Annotated in this window: 26 protein-coding genes and 1 riboswitch; of the genes, 15 read left to right on the forward strand and 11 right to left on the reverse strand. The window is 70.4% G+C overall.

Annotation, left to right across the window (positions count from 1 at the left end):
- Nucleotides 1–25 precede the first annotated feature (25 nt).
- Both ACWEPG_RS08385 and ACWEPG_RS08390 read right to left on the reverse strand, forming a co-directional pair.
- Nucleotides 26–2,800, reverse strand: coding sequence for a sacsin N-terminal ATP-binding-like domain-containing protein (locus ACWEPG_RS08385; RefSeq protein ID WP_452594221.1), 2,775 nt, complete (start codon nt 2,798–2,800; stop codon nt 26–28).
- A complete protein-coding gene (locus ACWEPG_RS08390) occupies nt 2,797–3,681 on the reverse strand; it encodes a DUF3027 domain-containing protein (RefSeq protein ID WP_452594222.1) in 885 nt (294 codons plus the stop codon). The genes ACWEPG_RS08385 and ACWEPG_RS08390 overlap by 4 nt, the downstream gene beginning before the upstream one ends.
- Nucleotides 3,682–3,740: 59 nt before the next feature.
- Here ACWEPG_RS08390 and ACWEPG_RS08395 point away from each other — a divergent pair, with 59 nt between their 5' ends.
- The 3 genes from ACWEPG_RS08395 to ACWEPG_RS08405 all read left to right on the forward strand — a co-directional run bounded on the left by ACWEPG_RS08395 (nt 3,741) and on the right by ACWEPG_RS08405 (nt 6,819).
- A complete protein-coding gene (locus tag ACWEPG_RS08395) occupies nt 3,741–4,550 on the forward strand; it encodes a glutaminyl-peptide cyclotransferase (RefSeq protein WP_452594223.1) in 810 nt (269 codons plus the stop codon).
- Nucleotides 4,551–4,611: 61 nt separating this feature from the next.
- Nucleotides 4,612–6,273, forward strand: coding sequence for an MFS transporter (locus tag ACWEPG_RS08400; protein ID WP_452594224.1), 1,662 nt, complete (start codon nt 4,612–4,614; stop codon nt 6,271–6,273).
- Nucleotides 6,274–6,321: 48 nt separating this feature from the next.
- A complete protein-coding gene (locus tag ACWEPG_RS08405) occupies nt 6,322–6,819 on the forward strand; it encodes a DUF2771 family protein (RefSeq protein ID WP_450115214.1) in 498 nt (165 codons plus the stop codon).
- Nucleotides 6,820–6,887: 68 nt separating this feature from the next.
- Here ACWEPG_RS08405 and ACWEPG_RS08410 read toward each other — a convergent pair whose 3' ends face one another.
- Nucleotides 6,888–7,295 carry a cold-shock protein gene (locus tag ACWEPG_RS08410; RefSeq protein WP_450115213.1) on the reverse strand — a complete coding sequence of 136 codons (408 nt, stop codon included), beginning with the start codon at nt 7,293–7,295 and terminating at the stop codon, nt 6,888–6,890.
- Between the two features lie 134 nt (nt 7,296–7,429).
- Here ACWEPG_RS08410 and ACWEPG_RS08415 point away from each other — a divergent pair, with 134 nt between their 5' ends.
- The 4 genes from ACWEPG_RS08415 to ACWEPG_RS08430 all read left to right on the forward strand — a co-directional run bounded on the left by ACWEPG_RS08415 (nt 7,430) and on the right by ACWEPG_RS08430 (nt 10,362).
- On the forward strand, nt 7,430–7,687 hold the full coding sequence (locus ACWEPG_RS08415) for a hypothetical protein (RefSeq protein ID WP_450115212.1): 258 nt from the start codon (nt 7,430–7,432) through the stop codon (nt 7,685–7,687).
- Complete coding sequence (locus ACWEPG_RS08420; protein ID WP_452594225.1) at nt 7,684–8,091, forward strand: YccF domain-containing protein; 408 nt, start codon at nt 7,684–7,686, stop codon at nt 8,089–8,091. Before ACWEPG_RS08415 ends, ACWEPG_RS08420 begins: the two co-directional genes overlap by 4 nt.
- Entirely contained in the window at nt 8,088–9,410 is a 1,323-nt protein-coding gene (locus tag ACWEPG_RS08425; protein WP_452594226.1) for a glycosyltransferase 87 family protein, read from the forward strand. Before ACWEPG_RS08420 ends, ACWEPG_RS08425 begins: the two co-directional genes overlap by 4 nt.
- Before the next feature lie 131 nt (nt 9,411–9,541).
- A riboswitch (cyclic di-AMP (ydaO/yuaA leader) is annotated at nt 9,542–9,745 on the forward strand.
- 5 nt (nt 9,746–9,750) lie between these two features.
- Nucleotides 9,751–10,362, forward strand: a complete 612-nt coding sequence (locus ACWEPG_RS08430) for a transglycosylase family protein (protein ID WP_452594227.1) — start codon at nt 9,751–9,753, stop codon at nt 10,360–10,362.
- Nucleotides 10,363–10,428: 66 nt separating this feature from the next.
- Here ACWEPG_RS08430 and ACWEPG_RS08435 read toward each other — a convergent pair whose 3' ends face one another.
- Nucleotides 10,429–10,620 carry a hypothetical protein gene (locus ACWEPG_RS08435; RefSeq protein WP_450115208.1) on the reverse strand — a complete coding sequence of 64 codons (192 nt, stop codon included), beginning with the start codon at nt 10,618–10,620 and terminating at the stop codon, nt 10,429–10,431.
- 60 nt (nt 10,621–10,680) lie between these two features.
- Here ACWEPG_RS08435 and ACWEPG_RS08440 point away from each other — a divergent pair, with 60 nt between their 5' ends.
- The 5 genes from ACWEPG_RS08440 to ACWEPG_RS08460 all read left to right on the forward strand — a co-directional run bounded on the left by ACWEPG_RS08440 (nt 10,681) and on the right by ACWEPG_RS08460 (nt 16,130).
- Complete coding sequence (locus ACWEPG_RS08440) at nt 10,681–12,963, forward strand: helicase-associated domain-containing protein (RefSeq protein WP_452594228.1); 2,283 nt, start codon at nt 10,681–10,683, stop codon at nt 12,961–12,963.
- A 105-nt stretch (nt 12,964–13,068) separates the two neighbouring features.
- A complete protein-coding gene (locus ACWEPG_RS08445) occupies nt 13,069–13,194 on the forward strand; it encodes a hypothetical protein (RefSeq protein WP_450115206.1) in 126 nt (41 codons plus the stop codon).
- 230 nt (nt 13,195–13,424) lie between these two features.
- A complete protein-coding gene (locus ACWEPG_RS08450; RefSeq protein WP_452594229.1) occupies nt 13,425–13,583 on the forward strand; it encodes a hypothetical protein in 159 nt (52 codons plus the stop codon).
- A gap of 197 nt (nt 13,584–13,780) precedes the next feature.
- Nucleotides 13,781–15,460 (forward strand): DNA repair helicase XPB, encoded by a 1,680-nt coding sequence (locus tag ACWEPG_RS08455; RefSeq protein ID WP_450115204.1) that lies wholly within the window; start codon nt 13,781–13,783, stop codon nt 15,458–15,460.
- Between the two features lie 10 nt (nt 15,461–15,470).
- Nucleotides 15,471–16,130, forward strand: coding sequence for a DUF3239 domain-containing protein (locus ACWEPG_RS08460; protein ID WP_452594230.1), 660 nt, complete (start codon nt 15,471–15,473; stop codon nt 16,128–16,130).
- On the opposite strand, the gene ACWEPG_RS08465 is transcribed toward ACWEPG_RS08460, so the two are convergent.
- Together ACWEPG_RS08465 and ACWEPG_RS08470 are read right to left on the reverse strand one after the other, a co-directional pair.
- Nucleotides 16,127–16,696, reverse strand: a complete 570-nt coding sequence (locus ACWEPG_RS08465; RefSeq protein ID WP_452594261.1) for a GNAT family N-acetyltransferase — start codon at nt 16,694–16,696, stop codon at nt 16,127–16,129. The genes ACWEPG_RS08460 and ACWEPG_RS08465 overlap by 4 nt on opposite strands.
- A gap of 5 nt (nt 16,697–16,701) precedes the next feature.
- Nucleotides 16,702–17,691: an LLM class F420-dependent oxidoreductase gene (locus tag ACWEPG_RS08470; RefSeq protein WP_452594231.1), complete on the reverse strand. Its 990-nt coding sequence runs from the start codon at nt 17,689–17,691 to the stop codon at nt 16,702–16,704.
- Nucleotides 17,692–17,746: 55 nt separating this feature from the next.
- Here ACWEPG_RS08470 and ACWEPG_RS08475 point away from each other — a divergent pair, with 55 nt between their 5' ends.
- Nucleotides 17,747–18,667, forward strand: coding sequence for a sigma-70 family RNA polymerase sigma factor (locus tag ACWEPG_RS08475; protein ID WP_452594232.1), 921 nt, complete (start codon nt 17,747–17,749; stop codon nt 18,665–18,667).
- Here the strand turns inward: ACWEPG_RS08475 and ACWEPG_RS08480 are convergent.
- Nucleotides 18,642–19,244 carry a carboxymuconolactone decarboxylase family protein gene (locus tag ACWEPG_RS08480; protein ID WP_450115195.1) on the reverse strand — a complete coding sequence of 201 codons (603 nt, stop codon included), beginning with the start codon at nt 19,242–19,244 and terminating at the stop codon, nt 18,642–18,644. The genes ACWEPG_RS08475 and ACWEPG_RS08480 overlap by 26 nt on opposite strands.
- Nucleotides 19,245–19,363: 119 nt before the next feature.
- On the opposite strand from ACWEPG_RS08480, the gene ACWEPG_RS08485 reads away from it, so the two are divergent.
- Complete coding sequence (locus ACWEPG_RS08485) at nt 19,364–20,545, forward strand: pyridoxal phosphate-dependent aminotransferase (protein WP_452594233.1); 1,182 nt, start codon at nt 19,364–19,366, stop codon at nt 20,543–20,545.
- 7 nt (nt 20,546–20,552) lie between these two features.
- Nucleotides 20,553–21,572: an AraC family transcriptional regulator gene (locus tag ACWEPG_RS08490; RefSeq protein WP_452594234.1), complete on the forward strand. Its 1,020-nt coding sequence runs from the start codon at nt 20,553–20,555 to the stop codon at nt 21,570–21,572.
- 13 nt (nt 21,573–21,585) lie between these two features.
- Here the strand turns inward: ACWEPG_RS08490 and ACWEPG_RS08495 are convergent, their stop codons facing one another.
- The 4 genes from ACWEPG_RS08495 to ACWEPG_RS08510 all read right to left on the reverse strand — a co-directional run bounded on the left by ACWEPG_RS08495 (nt 21,586) and on the right by ACWEPG_RS08510 (nt 25,293).
- Nucleotides 21,586–22,011: a VOC family protein gene (locus ACWEPG_RS08495; protein ID WP_452594235.1), complete on the reverse strand. Its 426-nt coding sequence runs from the start codon at nt 22,009–22,011 to the stop codon at nt 21,586–21,588.
- Between the two features lie 55 nt (nt 22,012–22,066).
- The gene (locus tag ACWEPG_RS08500; protein ID WP_452594236.1) at nt 22,067–22,918 is read right to left on the reverse strand and encodes an alpha/beta fold hydrolase; all 852 of its coding nucleotides are present in this window, start codon (nt 22,916–22,918) and stop codon (nt 22,067–22,069) included.
- Entirely contained in the window at nt 22,915–24,240 is a 1,326-nt protein-coding gene (locus tag ACWEPG_RS08505) for an MFS transporter (RefSeq protein WP_450115190.1), read from the reverse strand. Before ACWEPG_RS08505 ends, ACWEPG_RS08500 begins: the two co-directional genes overlap by 4 nt.
- A gap of 363 nt (nt 24,241–24,603) precedes the next feature.
- A complete protein-coding gene (locus ACWEPG_RS08510; protein WP_452594237.1) occupies nt 24,604–25,293 on the reverse strand; it encodes a TetR/AcrR family transcriptional regulator in 690 nt (229 codons plus the stop codon).
- Nucleotides 25,294–25,438 lie beyond the last annotated feature (145 nt).

Here is a 25,438-nt window from a genome sequence, read left to right on the forward strand (position 1 = left end):
GTCGAGGACCGCCTGGTCGAACGGGTCACCACCCACCGGTCACCCCCGGCCCGAGCCTGCGTTCGTCGACGTGCGTTCGGCCCGACCCGTCCACCCACCACGGCACCTCGACGTCGACCTCCACGGCGCCGGACAGTCGCACCGTCAGCGTCTCGTGCAGCACGACGGCGCCGGACGGCAACGCGCGACCGGACGCCACGGACGCGAGCACCGCCGCCGGTTCACGCGCCCAGTCGCCGGCGCGGCCCACGCCGAGAACCTCCCCGCTCACCCGCTCCGAGGCCGGCGGCAGGTCCAGCAGCTCCGCGAGCGCATCCACCGACACCAGGTCGCCGACGACCAGCCGATCCGCCGGGATCGCGGCCGCCAGCCACGCCCGGTCGAGCACCAGCGCCTCGGCGGGGTCGGCGACCGTGCCGTCGATCGCACGCACCCGCGCGGGCGGCATCAGCGCGTCCAGGTCGAGTACCCCGGCCGCGGTGGCCTCCGCCAGCAGCCGGTGGGCCCGCACGACCACCGCGGGGCCGGGATCCCGATCCGGATCCGCCAGCCGGCCCAGCAACAGCTCCGCCATCTCGGTGCCCTCGACGCGGTCCGCCGCCAACGCACCGGACAGGGTCGCGGCGGCCGGATGGTCCAGCACGTCCAGCAGTCCCTCGAAGGTGCGGTCGTCCGGAGCGCGCAGCGATCCCAGCGCGACACCCCGCACGCGCGCGTGCCGCCGCAACCACCACGCCGTGTACCCGGACCGGTCCGCGAGCAGGGTCGCGGTCTCCGGCTGCGACGCCAGCAGCGTCAGCGCGGCGGGCCAGGTGTCGGGGTCCACCAGATCGAGGTCGCGGACCGCGATCAGCACCTCGGGGTCGTCGGGCAGCGTCGCCCACCAGTCGGATTCGTCGTCGAGGTCGTGCTCGGGTCCGGTCGGCAGCTCCGCGCGCAGGACCGTGAACCCCCATCCGACCCCGAGCGCTCGCAGCGCTTCGGCGCCGTGTGTCTCGACGAGGGCGGACGCGACGGTGCCGAACGGGGAGTCCTCGTCCAGCACGGTCGCCAGGGGTGCGCCCGGCAGCAGCAGTTCGTCCGCGGGCCGGAGGTCGCCCACCTCGTCGGGCAGCGGCAGCGCACCCAGCCAGCCGGGCAGGGCACCCTGCGCGGCGGCCGCCTCGACCAGTGGCAGCACCGCGTCCGCGAGTTCGGTTGCACCGCCACCACTCTCGCCCGGCCATTCGTCCGCCCCGGGCGGGCCGTCGGCATGATCCTCGATCCGCTCCCGCAACGCCGGATCGGTGAGCACGTCGAGCGCGCCGACTGTGCCGGCACCCAGCCGGGTCAGCAGGGGGTGCGCCGCGTCGGGATGGACCAGCCGAATCCAGTCCACGCCGCGCCCCGCGGACCCGAGGTCGTGGCCGAGCACCACCGTCCGCGGACCGGTGACGGTGCGCCCGTCGGTCAGCGGCACCGGAATCGCGGCGAGTTCCTCGACCGCGAGGGCGTCGACCACCAGTGGCGTCAGCGCCTCGTAGAGCCGTCCCCACCACGCGGGTTCGCGTTCGAGGCCGGCGAGCAGCTCCGCGAGACGGGCGAGACCGAGCCGGTGCACCCCGACCGCGGCGAGCGCGCGGACCCCGCCGGGACCCGACATCTCGGGCGCGAGCAACCCGGGCACCGTGTCGACGAGCAGTTCCGCGAGGTCGTCTCCGAGCCCGGGCAGCATCGTCGCGTCCCCGGGGCGCAGGTCGCGACCGGCGACACCGGGCAGCCACGGGTGGTCGGCGAGCTGACGCAGCACCGCCTCACGCAGCTGCTCGTCGACCGCGCCGCGGGCGAACCCGGGCAGCGGCACCAACGCCAGGCGCTGCGAGTGCGGCAGCGCCGCAACGAATTCCGCGTATCCCTCCGCGAGGTGTGCGATGGCGGCCCCCGGCAGGATGCGGCGGCGGTCGGGTTGCAGGTCGGTGTTCGCCACCACCAGCGCGGGCAGTGACAGTTCCTCGTCGGAGCGGGTCGGGGCGCGCAGCACGTCACCGTCCGACGCCCGCACCGCACCCCCGGACACCGACACCAGCCATCGCGCCGACGGTCCGGTGTACTGCCACCAGGTGCGGTCGCCGACGGAGACCTCGGTCAGACCGTCACCGAGATCCCTTTCGCTGCGCACGAACTCGCGTTCCCCGATTCGGATGGAGTGCAGTGCAGGCAGTTCCAGCAGCAGGTCCACCGCTTCGCCGGGCATCGCGTCGAGGAGCGCCTCCCCGTCGAGTCCGGAACGAAGCGTCACCACGATCTCGGTGTCGCACCCGGCGGCGGGAGCCGCGTCGATGGGCCACACCAGTCGCAACACCGGGATCCCGGACTCGGGCTCGGACAGTCCGGCCCGGACGATCTCGTCACGGGTGCGGTCCGCAGAGAACGCGATCGATCCGGTCGTCGAGCGCAGTTCGATCTCGTCACCGACCGCGAGCACCGCGGTGAACCCGACGCCGAAGCGCCCGACACCCGCACTCTTGCCGGAGACCCGCAGCGCGGACAGCGCCTGGACACCGGCCTCGTCCAGCGGCGCACCCACGTTGGCGACGTGCAACTCCCCGTCGTCCAACCGGACCTCGAGCCGCCCGGGCACCCCGGCCCGCTCGGCCGCGTCGGCGGCGTTCTGGGCCAGCTCGGTCAGCACCCGATCCCGGTAGCCGCCGCGCACGAGGTCGGCCTCGGTGGCCGCGTCCTCCCGCAACCGCGTCGGCGACGACGTCCAGGCGAGCAGCGTCGCGGCCCGCAGCGCGTCGGTGCCGAAGGGATCGGTCACTCGGTCGATGCCGTGTCCGTTCCGGTCTCGGCGGCCTCGGCGGTCTCGACCGCAGCAGGCTCGGCGTTCTCGACCTCGACTGTCGCGGCCTCGCCGGTCTCCGCGTCGGTGGGGCCGGTCCCGGCCGGCTTGGGTACCTCGACGACCTCGAGCGCGCCGTCGTCGTAGGCGTCGTAGCGCGGGGTTCCGGCGCCGGAGGGCAGCTCGGTGTCCGAGTGGGCGCCGCAGCCGTACTCGGCGTGCACCACGTGACCGTCGGCGGACAGCTCGTTGCCGCAGACCCCGAACGCGGCGCGCAGCGACCCGGCCAGCGGCAGATAGAACCCGCACAGTGCGCAGATCGACGGCGCGGCCTTCGCCATCTCCGAGTCGGGACCGAAGTCGCCGTCGTGCCACCGCTGCGCGGCCTCGAGCCGGCCTTCGAGGCTGAGCACCGTCTTGCGTCCCAGCCCGACCTCGCGGGCCAGGTCGTCGACGACCGGGTCGCCGGTTGCGACGTACCCCGGCGCGAGTCGCGGATCGTGGGCACGGGGGGCGAGCAGGTCCCCGGGCGAGAGATCGCCGGGGCGCACCCGCTGATCCCACGGGAGCCATTCGGGAGCGACGAGGGCGTCCGGGCCGGGCAGCAGCGCGGACTCGTTGACCGTCACCCGATCGGAGTCCGGCAGAGCGGACAGCACCACCGCCCACTGCCAGCCGTGGTAGCCCGGCAGGGTCGCCGCGAACCGGTGGGTCGCGGTGTTCTCGTCCTCGGCGGTGACACCGAGGTGTGCGCCGATGTGCACCTCACCGAGGTCGGTCAGCGCCTGGCGTGCGAACTCCACGGCCTTGGCCAGAAGGGGACGCACGGGGGCAAGCTCGGGGGCAGACTGCGCACTCACACCCCCATTTTGCCGTATCGAGTGGGTGGTGTGCCCGTTCGGGCTGCCATGCTTGGGTCGTGACCCGGTACCGACTGCTCAGCGTCGTCGCGGCCGCGACGGCGCTGACCCTCGGCGGCTGCGCTGCCGGATCCTCCGACGACAGCGGCTCCTCGTGGCTCGGATCGTCGAGTTCGGTGCCCCAGCTGCGCGTCGAGGTCCTGGGCACCCGACCACACGACACCGCGGCGTTCACCCAGGGGCTCGAGGTGTCGGGCGGTGAGCTGCTCGAGGGCACCGGACTGGTGGGCCGCTCCTACATTGCTGCGCGCGACCTCGACACCGATGTCGAGCGTGCCCGCGTCCCGCTCCCCGACGGGATGTTCGGCGAGGGGATCACGGTCGCAGGGGACACCGTGTGGCAGCTGACTTGGCGGAACGGGGTCGCGTTCGCACGCGACCGCGACACCCTCGCGGAGCGGTCCCGCGTCTCCTACGCCGGCGAGGGCTGGGGCCTGTGCGCGCAGCCCGACCGTCTGGTGATGAGCGACGGCAGCGCCACCCTGACGTTCCGCGACCCGACGACGTTCGCCTCCGTCGGCGCCGTCACGGTCACCCTCGACGGCGAGCCGGTGGATCGGCTCAACGAACTCGAATGCACCGCGGACGGTCTGGTCTACGCCAACGTGTGGCAGACCACCGACATCGTGCGGATCGACCCCGCCACCGGCGCGGTGGTGGCGGTGATCGACGCGTCGGGGCTGCTGACCGAGGAGCAACAGAAGGGCGTCGACGTGCTCAACGGCATCGCCGCGATCCCCGGCACCGATCGCTTCCTGATCACCGGCAAGCTCTATCCGGCGATCTTCGATGTGCGCTTCGTCTCGTGACCACGCCACGGTCAGCGGGGCCTGTGGTTGTTTGTCCGGCTCCTAGGACAGAATTGGACCTGTGACCGGACCGCGCCACCCCTCCGAACCCGACGGGCGTCGGGCAGCCGCCGACGCCGGCCGCGGTGCGGTGCATCCCGGGTACACGAACTACCCGCCCCGCCGGCCGTCCGGACGCCACGAACCGCTGCCGCCGCTGCACCCGACGGACACGAGCGCAACCCCCGGTGGCAACGACGCCGGAGAGCCCCCCACCGAGCAGATCCGGCCGTCGTCCCGGTCCGGTGGCCCGAAGCCGCCGCCGATCCCGCGCAAGCTGACGGTCACCCGGGTCGCGGCGATGCGCAGCCGGGAGCTGACCAACCGCGGGATCGCGACGTTCCGCCGGGCCGCGACCGCCGACGGCGCCGACAAGTCCGGTCTGACCCACCTGACCTACGCGGTGATGGCGAACTTCGCCACCGACGCCGCCGTCGCCGTAGCACTGGCCAACACCCTGTTCTTCTCCGCCGCCACCGGCGAGGACAAGACCAAGGTGGCGCTGTACCTGCTGATCACGATCGCGCCGTTCGCGGTGATCGCCCCGCTGATCGGCCCGGCCCTGGATCGACTGCAGCGAGGTCGCCGCATCGCGCTGGCCTCCTCGTTCGCGCTGCGCACCGTGCTCGCGGTGCTGCTGGTGTTCAACTTCGACAGTTGGGCGCTGTACCCCTGTGCACTGGGGATGATGGTGCTCAGCAAGTCCTTCTCGGTGCTCAAGAGCGCCGTCACCCCACGCGTGCTGCCCCCGGACATCGACCTGGTGCGCACCAACTCGCGGCTGACGGTGTTCGGCCTGATCGGCGGCACCATCGTCGCCGGCGGCATCGCGGGCGCGATCGCGTTCGCCTTCCACTCGACCGGCGTGCTGTGGTTCACCGCCGCGATCACTGTCCTCGGCGCCTACCTGAGCATGCGCATCCCGGCGTGGGTGGAGGTCACCGAGGGCGAGGTCCCGGCGACCCTCGCCTACCACGGCGACGACGCCGTCACCGAGGTGATCACCCGCGAGCAGAAGGAGACGATCGCCCCGGACAAGCGGCGCCAACCGCTCGGCCGCGCCACGATCACCGGACTCTGGGGCAACGGGACCATCCGCGTGCTCACCGGCTTCCTTACCCTGTACATCGCGTTCGTCGCAAAGTCCCGCACCGAACACGAACCATGGATGCAGGCCGCGATGCTCGGCCTCGTCGGCGCCGCGGCCGGCATCGGCAACTTCGCCGGCAATGCGACCGGCGCCCGGCTCAAGCTCGGCCGGCCCGCGCTCGTCGTGCTGCGGTGCACCGCGGCCGTGACGGTGGTGGCGATCCTCGTGGCCTTCACCGACAGCCTGCTCACCGCGGCCCTGGCCGCGCTCGTCGCGTCCGCGGCGAGCGCACTGGCGAAGGTCTCCCTCGACGCCTCGTTGCAGCAGGACCTGCCCGAGGAGTCCATCGCCTCCGGATTCGGCCGCTCGGAGACGGTGCTACAGCTGAGCTGGGTCATCGGTGGCGCGCTCGGCGTGCTGCTGCCCACCGAGTACTGGATCGGCTTCACCGTCGTGTCGGTGGTGCTGGTCCTCGGATTGGTCCAGACGTTCCTCACGTACCGTGGCCGCACGTTGCTGCCGGGGCTCGGCGGCAAACGCCCCGAACACGTGAACCAGGAAGCACCCGTCGGTCCCGGCTCCCGGGCCGACTGACACCGAACCCGCCACACCGGGCGGGTACGAACGAGAACAAGGAAACCGATGACCTTGCAAGCCCGGACGAAGAAGATCCTCGCAGCGGTGGTCGTGGTGGCGCTGGTGGCTGCCGGCGGGCTCGCCGCGGTCGTCACGATGCTCGTCCGCGACGCACCCGAGCAGCTGCCCACAGTGACCGCGTACGCACACGGCCGGACCGTCGACGTCGACGCCGGGATCTGCGACGCGAACATGCGCTGCGCCGACCTCGCTGTCGCCAACCTTCCGGTGCCTGCCGGCTCGTCGCTGCAGCTGTCGTTGCCGAAGGACATCGCCGAGGGCGACTGGCGACTGAACGTCCAGTTCGGCGATCCCCGCACGGGCGAGGTGTTCGAGGGATACCGCGACTACACCGCGGGCGAGAAGTACTCGGTGACGATCCCCACGCGTGAGAACGAGCAGCTGCTCGGCGTGATCATCCAGCAGCCGTCGTCGCGCGACTTCGCCCCGGTGTGGGCGATCCAGACCCTGCCGGACCTGCCCGAACCGGCAGCCGTCCAGTAAGAGGCCCGAACAGCAGCGGAGCCCCCGGTCCAGGTGACCGGGGGCTCCGCGCGTTCAGTCGGACGAACTCAGCTGTCGAGTTCCCGGGCGACGGCGCGGACCACCTCGGAGATGCGCTGCGCGGTCTTGCGGTCCGGGTACCGGCCCTTGCGCAGATCCGGCTGCACCTTCGCCTCGAGCAGGGTGATCATGTCCTCGACCATGCCGTGCAGCTCGTCGGGGGTGTGCTTGCGAGCGGCGTCGTCGCGGCGACCGGTCTGGCGCAGGTTCGGCGCCGGGTCGAGCACCTTCAGGCTCAGCGCCTGGGGACCGCGACGGCCGGCGGCCATGCCGAACTCCACCCGCTGGCCGGCCTTGAGGCCCTCGACCCCCTCGGGCAACGCCGACGACCGGACGTAGACGTCCTCTCCCTCGTCCTGGGAGAGGAAGCCGAAGCCCTTTTCAACGTCGTACCACTTCACCTTGCCGGTAGGCACCGCGTCACCTGCTCATCCACGTAAAACGACCATATAAACGAACGCGCCCCACCGTGTGTGGGACGCGATGGTCGGCAGTCTACCTCCGCGCGCCCCTCCCGGGCACATGGGTTTGACGGGGATAACGTGGGGGTGTGGCACCACAGACCCCCGGCACCGAATCCACCAACGGCACCCCCGCCTCCGGCGGCGGCATCCTGTTCCGCGCCGCCATCGCGCTGTTCTTCCTTGGCCTGGTCGCGATCATCGCGATCTTCGTCGTCGCGGCGACCGGCCACACCCCCGGCCTCGCGCTGTACCTGCTGGCGCTGCTCTGTCCGCTCGGCTTCCTGTTCGGAATCATCTCCGCACTGATGGCAGGCCGGCGTGTACGTGGAGAGGACAAGACATGAGGATCCTCCTGAACATCATCTGGCTGGTCTTCGGCGGGCTGTGGCTCGCGCTCGGCTACTTCGTCGCCGGCGTCCTGTGCTGCATCCTGATCATCACGATTCCGTTCGGCATCGCCTCGTTCCGGATCGGCGTCTACGCGCTGTGGCCGTTCGGCAAGACCGTCGTCGAGAAACCGACCTCCGGCGTCGGGTCCCTGATCGGGAACGTGATCTGGCTGGTTCTCTGCGGCATCTGGCTCGCGATCGGTCACGTCCTGAGCGCCGTCGCGATGGCGATCACCATCATCGGCATCCCGCTCGCCGTCGCGAACCTGAAGATGGTCCCGATCTCACTGATGCCACTCGGCAAGGACATCGTGGACGTCGGCTCCGTCCGCTCGTATCAACCCGGTAGCCCCGCATGAGCCGACCGCCCCGCACCGACCCGGATGCGGGGCGGTCGCTCCCCACACATCCCCTGTTCCTCGGCACCCTCGCGGTGCTCGCCGCCGCCGCCCTCGCCGCCCACGACCGGGTCGTCCCGCTCGGCCACCCACTGTGGGGCTTCTTCCGCAATGGCCTGGACCTGCTCGTCTACCGCAGCGGTGGTGCCACCGTCCTGACCGGCGCCGGCCTCTACGACCACGCACTGCACGGCGGAATGTGGTGGACGTATCCCCCGTTCTCCGCGGTGCTGTTCGCCCCGCTGGGTCTGTTCACGCCGGAGATGACGACCCTGCTCGGCCACCTGACGAACTTCACCGCGCTGTACCTGGTCGTGCTGCTGTGCTGGCGTCTGCTCGGCTACCGCACCGACCGCACGCTGTATGTCACCACCGGATTGCTGACGGTGATCCTCAGCTGGCTCGAGCCGGTACGGACCACGATCTGGCTCGGCCAGGTGAACCTGCTGCTCATGCTGCTGATCCTGTGGGATCTCGGTCGCGCCGAGGGCAGCAGGTTGCGGGGATTCGGGGTGGGCGTCGCGGCGGGCATCAAGTTGACCCCGGCGCTGTTCGTCATCCATCTGCTGCTCACCCGGCAGTGGCGGGCGGCCGCGACGGCGGTCGCGGGTTTCGCGGCCACCGTCGCCCTCGGCTTCGCGGTGATCTTCTCCGACTCCAGGGCGTACTGGACCGGCGTGATCTGGCATTCGACCCGGATCGGCGAGACGGCGTGGCCGGCGAACCAATCCGCGTCGGGTGTCCTGGCACGGTGGCTGAACCTCGACGAGCCGCCGCGGCTGCTGTGGCTGGGCGTCGCGATCGCGCTCGCCGCGCTCGGGCTGGCCTCGGCGCGACTCGCGCACCGACGCGGGCAGACCCTCCTCGCCACCACACTGTGCGGTCTCACCTCGTGCGCCGTCTCCCCGTTCTCGTGGGGCCACCACTGGGTGTGGTTCGTGCCGTTGCTGATCCTGGCGCTGGATCGGGCGCTGCGGGCCGGACGGGCGACGCCTTGGCTGCTTCCTGTCGCGCTGGCGGTGCCGCTGCTGTGCTGGGCGCACCGGTTCCCGGACGACGTGTACGCGATCGGGCTGTTCATGATCCCGGCGCCTGCGGCCCTCGTCCCGCTCTTCGCGGCGGTGTATCCGTTGCTGTTCGTGGTGATTGCGGCGGCGACGTTGATCGCGCCGCGGGGTCGCGGCCGCTCGAAGCCCCAGGACACCCCCGAGAAGTCTTGTGATCTGCCTCACATAACGGTTGAGTCACGGACCGGTCTCGACCACGCAGCGGCCAGCTGACCTGCGAAAACGCCCGCCTCTCCTGGCGAAACGCCGAGAAACACGCCGATTTCGTAGGAGGTGACTCACCGCGATCGGCCACGTACGGTCGTCAGCGGTCGGTGTTCCGGCCAGTCCGGACCGCCGCGCCAAACCTTGTCCCGCGGAACGGATTCCCCAGAGGAAACCAGGGACAAGGACGGGGGACCCACGTCCCCAGTGGACACCGGGAGGCGAGCAACCGGCCTTCCTTGGGGTGAAGCCGTTTTTCGCGCCGATCACGGAGCGATCACGGCCGGGCGACCTCTCAGCCCGAACCCGACAGCTGACCTCGCAGGCGCGTGCGGAGAGGAAAACCTCCATGAGCGCTGGACGCCATCGCAAGCCCACGAACACGCGCAAGACCGCCGCCAAGGTCGTCGTCACCACCGCGGTGTTCGGCGCGGCGGGTGCGGCCTTCGCGGCCCCCGCAGGTGCCGCCCCGGACTCCGACTGGGACCGCCTGGCCCAGTGCGAGGCCGGCGGCAACTGGTCCATCAACACCGGCAACGGCTACCAGGGCGGCCTGCAGTTCTCCCCCAGCACCTGGACCGCCCACGGCGGCGGCCAGTACGCGGCCACCGCCAACCAGGCCACCCGCGAGCAGCAGATCGCGGTCGCCGAGAAGGTCCTCGCCTCGCAGGGCTGGGGCGCCTGGCCGTCCTGCTCCTCCAGCCTCGGCCTCACCAGCGCCCCGACCCAGCGCAGCGCACCGGCCGCCCCGGCCGAGACCCCCGCGCCGGCGCCGGCCCCGGCCGTCACCAGCATCCCGACCACCGACGGCACCGTCGACGTGTTCGATTCGCTCGACAGCACCATCCAGGCCGTCAAGGCCCGCGGCATCGCCGTCGACCCGCAGATCGAGAACCTGTACGAGCAGGCCAAGCTCAACCCGCAGGTCATCGACTTCCTCAAGTCCGTCGCTCCGCGCTGAGCCACCCAGAACGTGAGAAGGGCCCCGCACCGTTTCGGTGCGGGGCCCTTCTGCCGTTCGGTCCGGTCAGCGGTTGATGACGGTGACGGGATGGGTGTAGGGCAGCTCGGACAGCGGCCGCGGGAACTCGGTCTCCTCACCGAACGGGGACAACCCTCCGGAACGAGTCGACGAGAGCTCGGTGACCGCGTGGTCACCTTCCTTGACGTGCTCCGGCCAGCCTGGATCAACGTAACGCTTGCTCGAATTGTTAGCCACGAGGCCATTTTGACACCGAGTCGGCATCCGGTACAGCCCAGGTCACTAATCTGACAATCGATGACCGAAACCGATCCCGCCGCCGTGACCGACAGCCTGGCGACCTGGCTCAGCACGCGGAGCGACCGCGAGCTGGCGGAATTGCTGCGACTGCGCCCGGACCTGGCGGTCCCCCCGCCTGCGAACCTGTCGGTGCTGGCGTCCCGCGCCGAGCAGCGGGCGTCGGTGTTGCGGGTGGCGGACGACCTCAGCGTGCTCGAACTCACGTTGATCGGCTTGCTCGCCCGGGACGGCGCCGCCGAGTCCGGGGTGCGGCGCGACCAGCTCGCCGACGCGGTCGCGGGCCGGGCACCGGCCCGGGCCGTGGATCGGGCGCTGACGGTGCTGCGCGACCGGGCGCTGGTGTGGGGCACCAAGGTGCTGCGGGTGACACCGGCGGCGCGCGATGCGGTCACCTGGCGGATCGACCCGGCCACCACCACGCTGACCGCGGATCAGATCGCCGCGGCGGTGGCGGGGCTCACCGAGGACGAACGACGGTTGCTCGACACCCTCGCCACCAGCTCACCGATCGGCCGGACCCGCGACGCGGCCCCCGGCACCTCGCCGGATCGGCCGGTGCAGCGGCTCCTGGCATCGGGCCTGCTGACCTGGCTCGACGAGCAGACGGTCGAACTGCCCCAGCAGGTGGGCCAGGTGCTGCGCGGCGAGACCGTCACCGACCCGTCCGTGCTGGCCCCGCCCGCGGTGCGCGGGACCAAGCACAAGGTCGCCGAGGTGAACGCGGCCGCCGCCGGCGAGGCGCTGGAACTGATCCGGCACTGTGAGGAACTGCTCGGCGCGCTCGGTGACCATCCCGCACCGACCCTCAAGGCCGGGGGTCTCGGGGTGCGCGAGGCGCGGCGGCTGGCCAAGGTCGTCGGGATCGACGAGGTCAGGGTGAGCCTGCTCGTCGAACTGCTGTCCGCCGCCGGACTGATCGCCGCAGGTGTCCCCGACCCGCTGCCCGCGGCCGACACCGGCGACGAGTACTGGGCGCCCACCACGGCCGCGGACGCGTGGCTCGAGGGCACCCCGGGGCATCGATGGCATCTGCTCGCGCAGGTGTGGCTGGACCTGCCGCGCCGACCGTGGACGGTGGGGCTGCGCGACCCACACGACAAGCCGATCGCCGCCCTCTCCGACGAGGTGCGGGCGTCCGGCGCCCCGCGGGATCGCCGGTTCGTGCTCGACGTCGTCGCCGAACTCGGCACCGGGGTGGGTGCGAGCGCCGCGGCGGTGGCGGCGGTCGTGGCGTGGCGCCGGCCCCGCTGGGCCGGCCGGCTCGGGGTGTCCGCGATCGAGCACACCCTGCGGGAGGCGACCGCGGTCGGGCTGATCGGCCGCGGGGCCCTGTCGTCACCGGGCCGCAGCCTGCTGCACGGCGGCCCTCCGGAGTCGGTGCTCGCCGAAATGGTCGCGGCGCTGCCGAAACCTATCGACCACGTGCTGGTTCAGGCGGACCTGACGGTGATCGCGCCGGGGCCGCTGGTGCCGGATCTGCTCGCGCAGATCACGCTGGTCGCCGACGTCGAGTCGGCGGGCGCGGCGACGGTGTACCGGGTCGGGGAGGCCAGTGTGCGGCGCGCCCTCGACGCCGGGCGGACCGCCGCCGAACTGCACGCCCTGTTCGCGTCGCATTCGCGAACCCCGGTCCCGCAGGCCCTGACGTACCTGATCGACGACGTGGCGCGCAGGCACGGCCGACTGCGGGCCGGTATCGCGCAGGCATTCGTCCGTTGCGACGACCCGGCGATGCTCGCGGAGGTGCTGTCCTCCCCGGTCGCCGAGGCGCTGGCGTTGCGGGCGCTGGCGCCGACCGTTGCGGTCTCGCAGGCGTCGCTCGGCGAGGTGCTCGAACAGTTGCGGGCGGCCGGTTTCGCCCCGGCCGGGGAGGACTCCTCGGGCGCGATCGTGGATCTGCGTCCGCCGGGGGCCCGGGTGCCCAGGCGCCGCGCGCGCGGCGTCCGGCGGATGCCCGCCCCGCCGACCGACGAGCAGCTCGACCTCCTGGTCCGGCAGCTGCGGGCCGGTCAGCGCGCGGCCTCGACCCCGCGCGGTGAGGCGGTCCGCTCGGACGGCACCCGCGCCGGCAGTGCCGCGACGATGGCGCTGCTGCAGCTCGCGGTGAAGGTGGGGCGCAGCGTCCGGATCGGGTACGTCGACGCGCAGGGCATCGCCTCGGAACGCATCGTCGACCCGGTCAGCGTCGGTGGTGGCCAACTCGACGCCTTCGACCCCGCCGACGGCGCGATCCGCCGGTTCACGCTGCACCGGGTGACGTCGGTCTCGCTGGTCGACTGACCCGAAAAAAGTTCGAATAAGACCGCCTGCCTGCACGGCTGGCTTTCTTCGGAAAATGAAGTATGGTCGGGCCCAGTGATTGCCACTTCGAATTCAGGAGCGACAATGGCAGACAAGAAACCCGGCAAAAATCTCAAGAAACCGGCACAGTCGTTGAAGGAAAGGCGCGCGGAAAAGCGGGACCGGGCGGCGGAGTCCGGCGAGTTGATCCGGAAACGCAAGCGCCACTGACGGACCGAATTTCCGTGCACTGCGACACCGCCGCACCGGCGGCCTCCCGAGTTCTCGACACCCTCTACCGACAGTTGCGCGGGTCCGCCGACGGTGCGGCACCCCCGAGCCCCAGGTCCCGCGGACGGCTCGCGGCGCTGACCTCCGCGCGAATCTTCGTCCTCGACGAGTGCGCACAGGATTGGATTTTCCCGACCCACGCCGCATCGAACACAACAGAAGGCCCCCTCGTGAAAAAGACACTCTTGGCCCTTGATCGAATCAAGGACCGACTGGAAAACGAACTCGATGCCACGTCGGGGCACACCGAACGCGAGGCCGGATACCGTGCCGGAATTTCCGAGGCGCTGGTCCAGGTGATGGATATTCGACAGGATCTCGGGCGCTAGAAAAAGGAAGCGGTCGGCCGAAGCTTTCGAGAAATTCGGCCCTGCGGAAACACTTCCGTGGTGTTGCGCACGAACCCGGCGCGATTCGCACCTGTTTCCGGCACACCCCGCGGATTCCCGGCGGTCCCGACGTCGGTCACGTCGCCTCCTGCGCGAAGCGTGGACAATGGAGTGGTTGTCATCGCTAGGAGGCGTACGTGACCGACGGACCGCTCATCGTCCAGTCCGACAAGACCCTGCTGCTCGAGGTCGACCACCCGATGGCCGATCAGGCCCGGCAGGCGATCGCGCCGTTCGCCGAACTCGAGCGCGCGCCCGAGCACGTGCACACCTATCGCGTCACGCCGCTCGCGCTGTGGAACGCCCGTGCCGCCGGGCACGACGCCGAGCAGGTGGTCGACGCCCTCGTCACCTATTCGAGGTTCGCGGTGCCTCAGCCGCTGCTCGTCGACGTCGTCGACACGATGGCCCGCTACGGACGGCTGCAGCTGGTGAAGAACCCGGCGCACGGACTGGTGCTGGTCAGCCTGGACCGGGCGGTGCTCACCGAGGTGCGCAGGCACAAGAAGATCGGCCCGATGCTCGGCGCGCAGGTGGACGAGGACACCGTCGTCGTCCACCCGTCCGAGCGGGGGCACCTCAAGCAGATGCTGCTCAAGATCGGCTGGCCGGCCGAGGACCTCGCCGGTTACGTGGACGGCGAGGCGCACCCGATCGAGCTGGACTACGAGGGCCGGTTCCCCGGTTCCGCGGACGGCGGCTGGCACCTGCGCGACTACCAGGAGATGGCGGCGGACTCGTTCTGGGCGGGCGGCTCCGGTGTGGTGGTGCTGCCGTGTGGTGCGGGCAAGACGATGGTCGGCGCGGCCGCGATGGCGAAGGCGAAGGCGACGACCCTGATCCTGGTCACCAACACCGTCGCGGGCAGGCAGTGGAAGCGGGAACTGATCGCGCGGACCTCGCTGACCGAGGACGAGATCGGCGAGTACTCGGGTGAGAAGAAGGAGATCCGCCCGGTCACGATCGCGACCTACCAGGTGATCACCCGGAAGACGAAGGGCGAGTACAAGCACCTCGAACTGTTCGACTCCCGCGACTGGGGCCTGGTGATCTACGACGAGGTGCACCTGCTGCCCGCGCCGGTCTTCCGGATGACGGCGGACCTGCAGTCGCGGCGACGCCTCGGCCTCACCGCGACGCTGGTCCGCGAGGATGGCCGCGAGGGCGACGTGTTCTCGCTGATCGGTCCGAAGCGCTACGACGCCCCGTGGAAGGACATCGAGTCGCAGGGCTGGATCGCCCCCGCCGACTGCATCGAGGTGCGGGTCACGCTCACCGACGCCGAGCGGATGGCGTACGCGACCGCCGAACCGGAGGAGCGCTACAAGCTGTGCTCGACCGCGCACACCAAGAACGCGGTGGTCAAGTCGATCCTGGACCGGCACACCGACTCGCCGGCCCTGGTGATCGGTGCCTACATCGACCAGCTCGACGAGCTCGGTGAGGCGCTGGACGCACCGGTGATCAAGGGGTCGACGAAGACCCGGGAGCGTGAGGCGCTGTTCGACGCGTTCCGGGCGGGCGAGATCAAGACCCTCGTCGTCAGCAAGGTCGCGAACTTCTCCATCGACCTGCCGGAGGCGTCGGTCGCCGTCCAGGTGTCGGGCACGTTCGGGTCACGGCAGGAGGAGGCGCAGCGGCTGGGCCGGCTGTTGCGGCCCAAGCACGACGGTGGGCAGGCGCATTTCTACTCGGTCGTCGCCCGCGACACGCTCGACGCCGAGTACGCGGCGCACCGGCAGCGGTTCCTGGCGGAGCAGGGGTACGCGTACCGGATCACCGACGCGGACGACCTCCTCGGACCGGCGATCGGGTAGGAATAGGACTGTGCGTCGCTTCGAGTTCCCGGTAGACACCGCCCACGCCAAGTCGGTCAACGAGACGGTCGGTGACGTTCGCCGTCTGCGCTGGTCCGCGATCATCACCGCCCTGCTGTTCGCCGCGCTCGCCGCCTGGTTCGTCGTGCTCGCGCACCCGTGGTCGTACATCCTCGCCGCGGTCGCGGTCGTGGTCGCGGTGGCCTCGCTGTGGATGGCGTTCTGGGCGCCCCGCAAGGTCGGGTCGGTCGAGGACCTGTACGCGAACGGGGAACTGGTCCCGGCGATCGTCGCGGTGTCCCGTCCGCGCGGCGCGACGCTGCTGGCGCTGGTGAACACCGCCAAGCCGAGCGCCGACACGCCGCACTACGCGCTGGTCACCCGCACGATCCGCACCCTGCCCGGACATTCGCTGACCAATGTCGGCGAACGCGTCCCGTCGATCTCGGTGCTCTCGGACCGCACCACGAACTCCCATGCCGACACCTGGCAGATGGTCAGCCCGATGCCGATCGCGTGGGGCACCCGCGACCCGAAGGTCCTCCGCCGGGCGATCGAGCAGATCCCGAACGCCGAGTGGAAGCTGCTGACCAAGTCGATCCCGCTGGTCGACGACGTGGCGAAGGCACAGAACCAGCAGATCCCGGTCTCCGCCAACGACATCCGCTAGACGAGCGGGGGCCAGCCCTCGTCGGGTGTGCGCCGGTCCGTGGCCAGCAGTCCCGCGACCCACATGTCCCGGCGGACGCCGCGCTGCAGTCCCCCGCGGCGGGCGATGCCCTCGAACCGGAATCCCACCCGCCGCGCGACCGCGGCGGACGCCGCGTTCCCGACGAACGCCCGCCACTCGATCCGTTCGAGGGCCAGCGTGTCCGAACGGAAGGCGAAGTCGCACACCAGGTTCAGCGCCGCGGTCATCAGCCCTCGACCACGCTCGGCGGGGTCGAGCCAGAACCCGATCTCGGCGGCCGATTCGTCACGGGCGCCGAGACCGATCATCCCGACGGCCGGACCGTCGGGGCCGTGTCGCACCGCCCAGGTGGGACTGCGGTCGGCCCAGCCCGCCGGAACCACCCTCGTCACGAACGCCTCCGCGTCCGCCCGCCGATACGGCACCGGCATCGTCGTCCACCGTCCGATCGCCTCGTCCTGGCAGCAGCTGGTGATCGACGCGACGTCCGCCTCGGTCGGCGGCGTCAGTGACAGTCCGGGCCCGGACAGGCCCACCACGAACATCGCGTTCACGCCTCCAGTGCGGGAATCACCTCGCGTTCGAACAGTTCGATGCCGGAGGTGTCGTGGGCGGCCTCGGCGAAGTAGCAGATCGCGTAGTCGAGGCCACGCTCACGCAGTGCGGTGAGGTTCTCGACGATCTGCTCCGGGGTACCCACGCCGGGCATGCCGCGGTACGCCGACAGTGCCGCCTCGGCGACCTCCTCCCCCGAGAACTGCGCGATCTGTGCCTTGATCTGCGCCAGCCGCTGCTCCACCTCGGCCTCGGTGGCGCCGATCGCGATGTTGTAGTTCGCCGAGCGGACGATCGCACCGAAGTCGGTGCCGACCGCGGCGCAGTGCTCGCGCAACACCTCGGACTTGTGGGTGAACCCGTCGAGGGTGCCGTCGAAGTTCGTGTACTGCGCGTACTTCGCGGCGATCTTCAGCGTGACCTTCTCGCCACCACCGGCGATCCACAGCGGAATACCGCCGTCCTGCAGCGGTTTCGGAGCCACGATCGCGCCGTCGACCTGGTAGTGCTTCCCGTCCAGCGTGGCGCGGCCGGTGGTCCACGCCTGCCGCAGGATCTGCACGCCCTCGTCGAGCCGGCCGAGCCGCTCCCCCGCCGCCGGGAACCCGTAACCGTAGGCGCGCCACTCGTGTTCGTACCAGCCGGCGCCGATACCCATTTCGATCCGGCCGCCGGAGATCAGATCGGCGGTCGCGGCGACCTTCGCCAGGTATGCCGGATTCCGGTAGCTCATGGCGGTGCACATCTGGCCCAGCCGGACCGACGACGTCACCGCGCCGAGCGCCGACATCAGCGACCACGCCTCGTGAGTGGCCTCGTCCGTCGGCGTCGGCACGGTGTGGAAGTGGTCGTACACCCACACCGACTCCCACGGTCCGGCCTCGGCGCGCAGCGCCACCGACTTCATCGCGCTCCACTGGTCGGCGGGGTCGATGCCCACCAGGTCCAGTCGCCAGCCCTGCGGCACAAACATTCCGAATCGCATATCCGCGAGCCTACGAGGGATGACGCACCTCCGCCCGATGGGGCAGTATCGGATCATGCCCACCGCCACACCGACCGTGGAGTTCGAGGAGCATCGCCGGCACCTGTTGTCCGCGGCCTATCGGCTGACCGGCAGCGTCAGCGACGCCGAGGACGCGGTGCAGGAGACGTGGCTTCGCCTGGCCGACGCCGACACCGACTCGATCCGGGATCTGCGGGCCTGGCTGACGACGGTGGTCGGCCGGATCTGCCTCGACCATCTGCGCAGCGCCGCGGTGCGCCGGGAAACGTATGTGGGACAGTGGCTTCCGGAGCCGATCGTGACGCCGGTCGGGTCGGGTGCGGCCGTCGACCCGTTGGAGGCCGTAGTCCGCGACGAGGACTCCAGGCTGGCCGCGCTGGTCGTCCTCGACACCCTGGGCCCGGACCAGCGCGTCGCTTTCGTGCTGCACGACGGATTCGGGGTCCCGTTCGACGAGATCGCGGGGCTGCTCGGGAACTCCGTCGCGGGCTGCAGGCAGCTCGCGTCGCGGGCCCGGCGCACGGTGGCGGCCGCCGACGTGCCACCGCCCGACCCCGATCACGACGCCGCGGTGGGACGGTTGCTGGCCGCGATGGCCACCGGCGACCTGCGTGCCGTGATCGACGCGCTCCACCCGGACGCCGTGGTGATCGGCGATGCCGGCGGCACCACGAGCACCGCCCTGAACGTGCTGCACGGCGCCGACCGGTTCGCGCGGTTCTTCCTCGGCCTGGCCGCCAAGTACGGCGACCGGGTGTTCGAGAGCCTGGAACCGGCGATGGTCAACGGGCGTCTCGGGTTCTACTCGCGGGGGATGCCGGGCGGCGCCACCCACCGCGGCTTTCCGGCGCGGGCGGGAGGGTTCACCGTCCGCGACGGAAAGGTCTGTGCCGCCTACGACTTCGCGAATCCCGCCAAGCTGGGCGGGGTCAGGATGGCGAATCCGACGACGTGACGGCCGCCGGCTGGTCGGCCCACGGCACCCGGCACGAGTCCGTGCTGAACCCCTGATCGACGATCCCGAGCGCGGAGTTCATTCGCGACCGCTGGTTCTCCAGTGCGATCTGGAAGGTCAGCTCGACGACGCCGGCCTTCCCGAAGCGGCGTTCGAGGTCGGCGACCTGCTCGTCGGTCGTGGTGGTGGGGGTCGCGGTCATCGCGTCGGCGTACGCGATCGCCGCGCGCTCGTCCTCGCTGTACAGCGGCGAGGTCGCGTAGTCGTCGATGTGCTGCAGCCGATCGACGTCGAGATCCTCGAGGCGCATGAGCATCGCGCCGAAGTCGACGCACCACGAGCACCCGACGGTCCACGCGACGCGGTACACGGCGAGATCGCGGACCGCGGCGGGCAGCACCGTCGAGGCCTTCTCCGCGGCCAGTTCCTGCACGGCGGACGCCATCAGCAGCTTCCGGTGATGCGCGACGACGGTGAACGGTTCCGGTACGACACCGAACCGGCGGGTGGCGAACCGGTACGCGATCCGGGCCAGCACTCCGGCATCCTTCGGGGCGAGGGGGGCGATGCGGGTCATGTCTTCTCCTGTTCGCGGCGGGCGCCCGAGAGGGGCCTTCAACTTGTGGACGAGACAGGACCAGTAAACGTGACAGCGGTCGTCGAAGCAGCCCGATACACGGCCGATAAGCTGTGACAATGCCCGCACCACGTGTTCAGACGGTGACCCGACTGCAGCCGTTCGCCTCGACGATCTTCGCCGAGATGACGGCGCTCGCGGTCCGGAACGGGGCGATCAACCTCGGGCAGGGCTTCCCCGACACCGACGGACCCGCCGCGATGCTCGACGTCGCGCGCACCGCCATCTCCGATGGGCTGAACCAGTACCCGCCCGGACCGGGCATGCCGGTGCTGCGCGAGGCGATCGCCGCGGATCGGGCCGACCGGTACGGCCAGCGTTTCGACCCGGACACCGAGGTGCTGGTCACGGTCGGTGCGACGGAGGCGATCAGTGCGACCCTGCTCGGCCTGGTCGAACCGGGCCAGGAGGTGGTGCTGATCGAGCCGTACTACGACTCGTACGCCGCCGCGGTGGCGCTGGCAGGCGGGGTGCGCAGGACCGTGCCCCTCGTCGCGGACGGCGACGGCTTCGCCCTGGACCTGGACGCGCTGCGGGCCGCGGTCGGTCCGGACACCCGGATGATCGTGGTGAACACCCCGCACAATCCGACCGGCACCGTGCTGTCCGACGCCGAGCTGTCCGCGATCGCGGAGGTCGCCGTCCGGCACGACGTGCTGGTGCTCAGCGACGAGGTGTACGAGCACCTGCTGTTCGACGGCCGCAGCCACACGCCGATCGGCATGCTGCCGGGCATGGCGGAGCGGACGGTGACGGTGTCGAGCGCGGCGAAGACGTTCGCGGTCACCGGCTGGAAGACCGGGTGGGCGTGCGGGCCGGCGGAGCTGGTCGACGCGGTGCGCACGGCGAAGCAGTTCATGTCGTTCGTCGCGGGCGGGCCGTTCCAGCCTGCGGTCGCGCACGCCCTGCGGCACGAGATGCCCTGGGTCACCGAGCAGCGGAAGACGTTGCAGCGCAAGCGGGACATGCTGTCCACCGCCCTCGCCGAGGCCGGTTTCGGTGTCCGCTCCAGTGCCGGAACCTATTTCGTGTGCGCGGACATCTCCCCGCTGAGCGACGTCGACGGCGAGTCGTTCTGCCGCGCGCTGCCCGAACGCATCGGCGTCGCCGCGGTACCGGTCAGCGTGTTCGCCGACCACAAGGAGCCGTGGAATCATCTGGTGCGCTTCGCATTCTGCAAACGCGACGACGTGCTGACCGAAGCGGTCGAGCGGCTGCACCGGCTGGCGGGGCGGTGGTGATCCGGCGATGACCGGTCGCACCGTTCCCGCCGACTTCGTGCGCCGCGCCGCCGTGCTGGCGGCCGGCGCCGGGTTCGACATGGCCGCGCCGCTGTCGGCGGCCGGGATCGCCCCGACGGTCCTCGGCGAGGGCGCCGAGCGCATCACCCCCGCCCAGTTGACGCGGTTCACGCAGGCGGCGTGGCACCTGACCGACGACGAACTGTTCGGGCTCGGCGCCGCGCCGGTCCCGCGAGGCACGTTCCGGGTGATCTGCCTGACCCTGATCCACCGGCCCGACCTCGGCAGCGCGCTCGAACGACTCGTCGACGTGATCCGGGTGATGCCGGGGCTGTCGCCGCTCCGCCTGGAGACCGGTCCGGAGACCACCGTGCTGCACGCAGAGATGCCGCACCGGGATCCGGCGGTGCCGCGGGAGATCGCCGACGCGGCCGACCAGTTGCTCACCGACTTCGTCCTGATGCTGTTGCACCGGTTCGCGGCGTGGCTGGTGGGTCGCCGCGTGAAGCTCGTCGCGGTGCGTCTCCCCCTTCCCGAACCGGACCGGGTGCTCGCTCGCGCGTACGACGCCATCTTCGGCGTCCGGGTCAGCTTCGGCGCCGACCACGCCGCGATCGAACTGGACAACGCGGTGTTGCGGGCGCCGATCATCCAGACCGAGGAGGCCCTCGAGGAGTACCTGCGCGAGTCCCCGAATCTGCTGTTCTCCGAACGGGACTACGACAGCAGCGCGGCGGCGCAGGTCCGGAAGGCGCTCGAGCGCGGCGTGGCGGGGCGTACCGCGTCCGCCGACGACATCGCGGACATGCTCTCGATCAGCGCCGCGCACCTGCGTCGGCTGCTCCGGCACGAAGGCACCTCGCTGAATCAGCTGCGCGAGGAGGTGCTCCGCGACACCGCGATCTCGGGCCTGGCCCGCGGCGAGTCCGTCGACGAGCTGTCCGCTCGGCTCGGGTTCTCCGAGCCGAGCGCGTTCCGCCGCGCCTTCAAGCGCTGGACCGGTAGCACCCCCGGCGCCTACCGCTGAGCGTCGGGCCCGGTCAGCTGACGCAAAACTCGTTGCCCTCGGGATCGGCCATGGTGATCCACCGGAACGGCCCCTGCTCACCGTGGTGCAGAACCGTCGCCCCTCGGGCGACGAGCGCGTCCGCGACCGACTGTTTGTCGTCGCCGACCCGCACGTCCAGATGCAGCCGGTTCTTGACCGACTTCGCCTCCGGCACGAGCTGGAACAGCACCCGAGGCCGGTCGGGGTGCTCGGGGTCGCGGATCGCGGCGCCGACCTTCCAGACCAGCACCCCGTCGTAGACCTCGGTGTCCTCCTCGGCCGCGTGCCCGGCCGCGACGACACCCCGGATGAAGTCCTCGTCGCTCGGCTCGACCTGCCAGCCGAGGGTTTGCGCCCACCACTTCGCCTGGTCGTGCGGGCGCCTGCAATCCACTGTGACCTGGAATTCGTAGCTCATGTCGGGACGGTACCGCCAGGCACCGACAGTGCGCGTTCCTCCGCTTCGACACCGGTCAGCTGCGCACGACGTCCCCGTTCAGGTGCGCCACCACCAACGCGTTGAACTCGTCGGGGTGGTCCACCATCGGCGAGTGCCCGGCGCCGGCCATCTCGACCGCGCGGGCGTCCGGGATCCCGGCCACCAGCACCTCGGCGTGCGCCGGGGTCCGGGCACAGTCCTCGCTGCCGCGAACCACGAGGGTCGGGGCGGTGATCGCGCCGAGCCTCGGTGTGAGGTCGAGTTGCCGTGCGGCGGCGAGGGTGGCGGCGAGATAGGCGGGGTCTGCCTGCGCGACCATGTCCAGGAAGGTGTTCCAGGTGTCGGGGTCCGGGCGCCGGCTGACGAGCATCCCGACGGTGGTGTCGATCGCGGCCCGGCTCGCTTCGGCGCCGGCGTGGGCGACCGCGATCCAGTCGTCGACCGCGGACGCGAACCCGGGCAGGCACCCCACCGTGCCGGCGCCGGTTCCCACCAGCACGAGGGTGCGCACCCGTTCGGGGGCCGACGATGCCAGCACCTGGGCGACGATGCCGCCCACCGAATTGCCCACGAGGTCGATCTGGTCGAGCCCCTCGGAGTCCATCATCGCCAGTACCACCTCTGCCAGCCCCTCGGGGCCGACGACGGTGTCCCAGTGCCCCGCGGCCGGAGAGTAGAAGTCGACCGCGAAGCACGGCCTGTCCTCCAGTGCCCGAATGGTCGGCGTCCAGAACTGCCAGCAGCCGAACCATGGGTGCAGCAACACGACGGGTCGTCCCGGCGCGTCCGGATTGGCGACGTGGTAAGACAGCGTGGCACCCCGCGCCACGACCTCACGGCGCTGCATCGGCACCGCGCCGACCTCCCCCGCATCGGCGACGGTCATCCCGAGATCCTTTCCGTGACAATGTCATTTACTGCATCCTCGGTCGAGGCGGAACCATCGGGCAGTTTGAGGAGCACGCCGGCGATGACCGAGGCGACGCCGGTGCAGGCCATGTAGACGGCGATCGGAACCCAGCTCCCGGTGTTCTCGAGCAGCATCGCGGACAACGGAGGAGCGATCGCGCTACCCGCGATGAGTCCGACGGTGAATCCGATCGACATCCCGGTGAACCGGACGGAGGGCGGGAAGACCTGCGAGAAGTACACCGGCACCACTGCATAATTGGCCGAGTAGCCAACGAAGATGAGCGCGAATCCCAGCAGCATCAGCCAGTAGTTGCGGGTGTCGAGCAACGCGAACCACACGAACGGCAGGACGACGAGTGAGGCCGCGCCTGCAAGGAACATTCTCCGGATTCCGACGCGATCGGCGAGGCGACCGAAGAGCGGCAGGCAGATCAGGATCACGACGGTCGCCGGCAGCAGCACCTCCAGCATCGCGCTCTTGTCCATCCCGAGCCCGTCCTTGCCGTAGCTCAGTGAGAAGACGGTGGTCATGGTGAACACGCTGCCCGCCGCGATGATGCCCATCGCCACGAGGACGACCGTGGAGAGGTGACCACGCAGGACGCTGACGACCGGACGTTGCTCGACGTCACCGCTCTCCTTCGCCGTCGCGAAGTCGGGCGTCTCGTCGAGAGTGGTCCGGGCGACGAGCCCGACCATGACCAGAACACCACTGAGCAGGAAGGGAATTCGCCAGCCCCACGACTCCATGTGGTCGGTCGGCATCTGGAAGACGAGCAGGAAGATCAGGTTGGCGAGCAGCAGTCCCATCGTGGCGCCGGTGTTGACGACCGCGCCGAGGAGTCCCTGTTTTCCGCGTTCGGAGTGTTCGACCGTCATCAGGACGGCGCCGCTGTACTCGCCGCCGACCGAAAAGCCTTGGGCCAGACGGGCGAGGACCAACAGGATGGGTGCCGCCATCCCGATCTGGTCGTGCGTCGGCAGCAGGCCGATCATGAACGTCGCCCCACCCATCAGCACGAGCGTCATGATCAGCGCGGCTTTCCGGCCGATCCGGTCACCGAAGTGCCCGAACACCATCGCGCCCACCGGGCGTGCAATGTAGGCGACGGCAAACGTGGAGAGCGAGAGCAGCGTGCCGACAGCGGGATTGGTCGACGGGAAGAAGAGCGGGGCGAATACGAGCGAGGAAGCCAGTCCGTAACAGGCGAAATCGTAGTACTCGATCGTGGTGCCGATCCACCCTGCGAACACGGCTTTTCGGCTTTGCGACTTGGTGTGCGAACTTTCGGTCATCGTCGTCCTTAAGGGGCGCCGGCCGCATCGGCCGACCGTGTCGAAGTGGGACGTCACGTGCGAGCTGGCAGAAGGCTGCCGTGGAGCGAAAGGGGCGCCCGGTGAGAGCGCGCCGGACAGGTGGCGCGCGGGAAATCGCAACGGTGAGAAAGCCTGCGCGCACAGTGACAAAGGTCGCCGGTCGATCGCACCGACTTCTCCGTACTATGTACGGTCCATTGCACGGTGTCAACAGTGGAGAAGGCTTCGAGCCACTGCTTTACACAGCGTTAATCGACCACGAACTCCAGGCAACGCCGGGCCGCGAAGACCGAAGCCGCAGGCGCGCGCAGGTCGGCGGTCGCCCCGGAAACGACGGCCGGGTCAGCGCGGGGCGACGCGCTCGATCTCGCGGATCGTGCTGTCGATGAACGCCTCGAGTCCGGCATCGAACTGGGCGTCGGACGCCAGATCGACGACCTCGCCGGCATACTCGACCACCAGCGGGAACTCCTCGATCGGGAGCCCGGCGTAGTAATGACGGCGTTGACGACGCTGCTCGTCCGCATCCTCTGCGGTCGACTGCCCCCACTGCCGCGGCGCCTGGTAGCTCGCGAATCCGATCGCGTACGTGATGAGGAATCCGTAGCAGCGCACCGCAATCGACCCCGGAACACCGGCGTCGACGAGCCGCTTCAGCACCGCTTCCATCGCGCCGCGCAGCGCCGTCTGACTGTCGGTCACACGAGTCGCGAACAGGCGGACCACCGCGGGCTGGTCGCGCATGGTGGACAGGAAGGAACGACCGACGGTACGGATCGCCTCGGCGGGATCCTCGTCAGGTTCATCGGGCAACGTCATCCGGCCGAGTACGTGGTCTGCCATCGCATCGAGGATCTCGTCCTTGCTGCGGAAGTAGCCGTAGAGCGTCATCACTCCGACGCCCAGTTCGGCCGCGAGTCGCCGGACGGTGAGGCGGTCGAGGTCCGCTTCGGTGTTGCAGATGGCGAGAGCCGCCTCGATGATCCGCTCGGGCGTGAGCGGGCGAGGGGATCGCTTCTGCTGCCGAACCATGGGTCTCCTCGGGTCTCTCGACGAGCCCTACGGTACCGGACCCCCGACGGACCGCCGCAGTGGCATTCCGATCAAATTCGCCTCCCAGGTTTCGCAACGCCCTCGTATTCGGTACCGTACTTAGTACGGAACTTGCCGAAGGGAA

This window comes from Rhodococcus sp. NPDC004095, from assembly GCF_053604015.1.

What these genes read in the sequence shown, in the direction of transcription:
- ACWEPG_RS08405 (WP_450115214.1), top strand. Translation starts at nt 6,322, where the DNA reads ATGACCTTGCAAGCCCGGACGAAGAAGATCCTCGCAGCGGTGGTCGTG.
- ACWEPG_RS08420 (WP_452594225.1), top strand. Translation starts at nt 7,684, where the DNA reads ATGAGGATCCTCCTGAACATCATCTGGCTGGTCTTCGGCGGGCTGTGG.
- ACWEPG_RS08425 (WP_452594226.1), top strand. Translation starts at nt 8,088, where the DNA reads ATGAGCCGACCGCCCCGCACCGACCCGGATGCGGGGCGGTCGCTCCCC.
- ACWEPG_RS08430 (WP_452594227.1), top strand. Translation starts at nt 9,751, where the DNA reads ATGAGCGCTGGACGCCATCGCAAGCCCACGAACACGCGCAAGACCGCC.
- ACWEPG_RS08440 (WP_452594228.1), top strand. Translation starts at nt 10,681, where the DNA reads ATGACCGAAACCGATCCCGCCGCCGTGACCGACAGCCTGGCGACCTGG.
- ACWEPG_RS08445 (WP_450115206.1), top strand. Translation starts at nt 13,069, where the DNA reads ATGGCAGACAAGAAACCCGGCAAAAATCTCAAGAAACCGGCACAGTCG.
- ACWEPG_RS08465 (WP_452594261.1), bottom strand. Translation starts at nt 16,696, where the DNA reads ATGTTCGTGGTGGGCCTGTCCGGGCCCGGACTGTCACTGACGCCGCCG.
- ACWEPG_RS08470 (WP_452594231.1), bottom strand. Translation starts at nt 17,691, where the DNA reads ATGCGATTCGGAATGTTTGTGCCGCAGGGCTGGCGACTGGACCTGGTG.
- ACWEPG_RS08475 (WP_452594232.1), top strand. Translation starts at nt 17,747, where the DNA reads ATGCCCACCGCCACACCGACCGTGGAGTTCGAGGAGCATCGCCGGCAC.
- ACWEPG_RS08480 (WP_450115195.1), bottom strand. Translation starts at nt 19,244, where the DNA reads ATGACCCGCATCGCCCCCCTCGCCCCGAAGGATGCCGGAGTGCTGGCC.
- ACWEPG_RS08485 (WP_452594233.1), top strand. Translation starts at nt 19,364, where the DNA reads ATGCCCGCACCACGTGTTCAGACGGTGACCCGACTGCAGCCGTTCGCC.
- ACWEPG_RS08490 (WP_452594234.1), top strand. Translation starts at nt 20,553, where the DNA reads ATGACCGGTCGCACCGTTCCCGCCGACTTCGTGCGCCGCGCCGCCGTG.
- ACWEPG_RS08495 (WP_452594235.1), bottom strand. Translation starts at nt 22,011, where the DNA reads ATGAGCTACGAATTCCAGGTCACAGTGGATTGCAGGCGCCCGCACGAC.
- ACWEPG_RS08500 (WP_452594236.1), bottom strand. Translation starts at nt 22,918, where the DNA reads ATGACCGTCGCCGATGCGGGGGAGGTCGGCGCGGTGCCGATGCAGCGC.
- ACWEPG_RS08505 (WP_450115190.1), bottom strand. Translation starts at nt 24,240, where the DNA reads ATGACCGAAAGTTCGCACACCAAGTCGCAAAGCCGAAAAGCCGTGTTC.
- ACWEPG_RS08510 (WP_452594237.1), bottom strand. Translation starts at nt 25,293, where the DNA reads ATGGTTCGGCAGCAGAAGCGATCCCCTCGCCCGCTCACGCCCGAGCGG.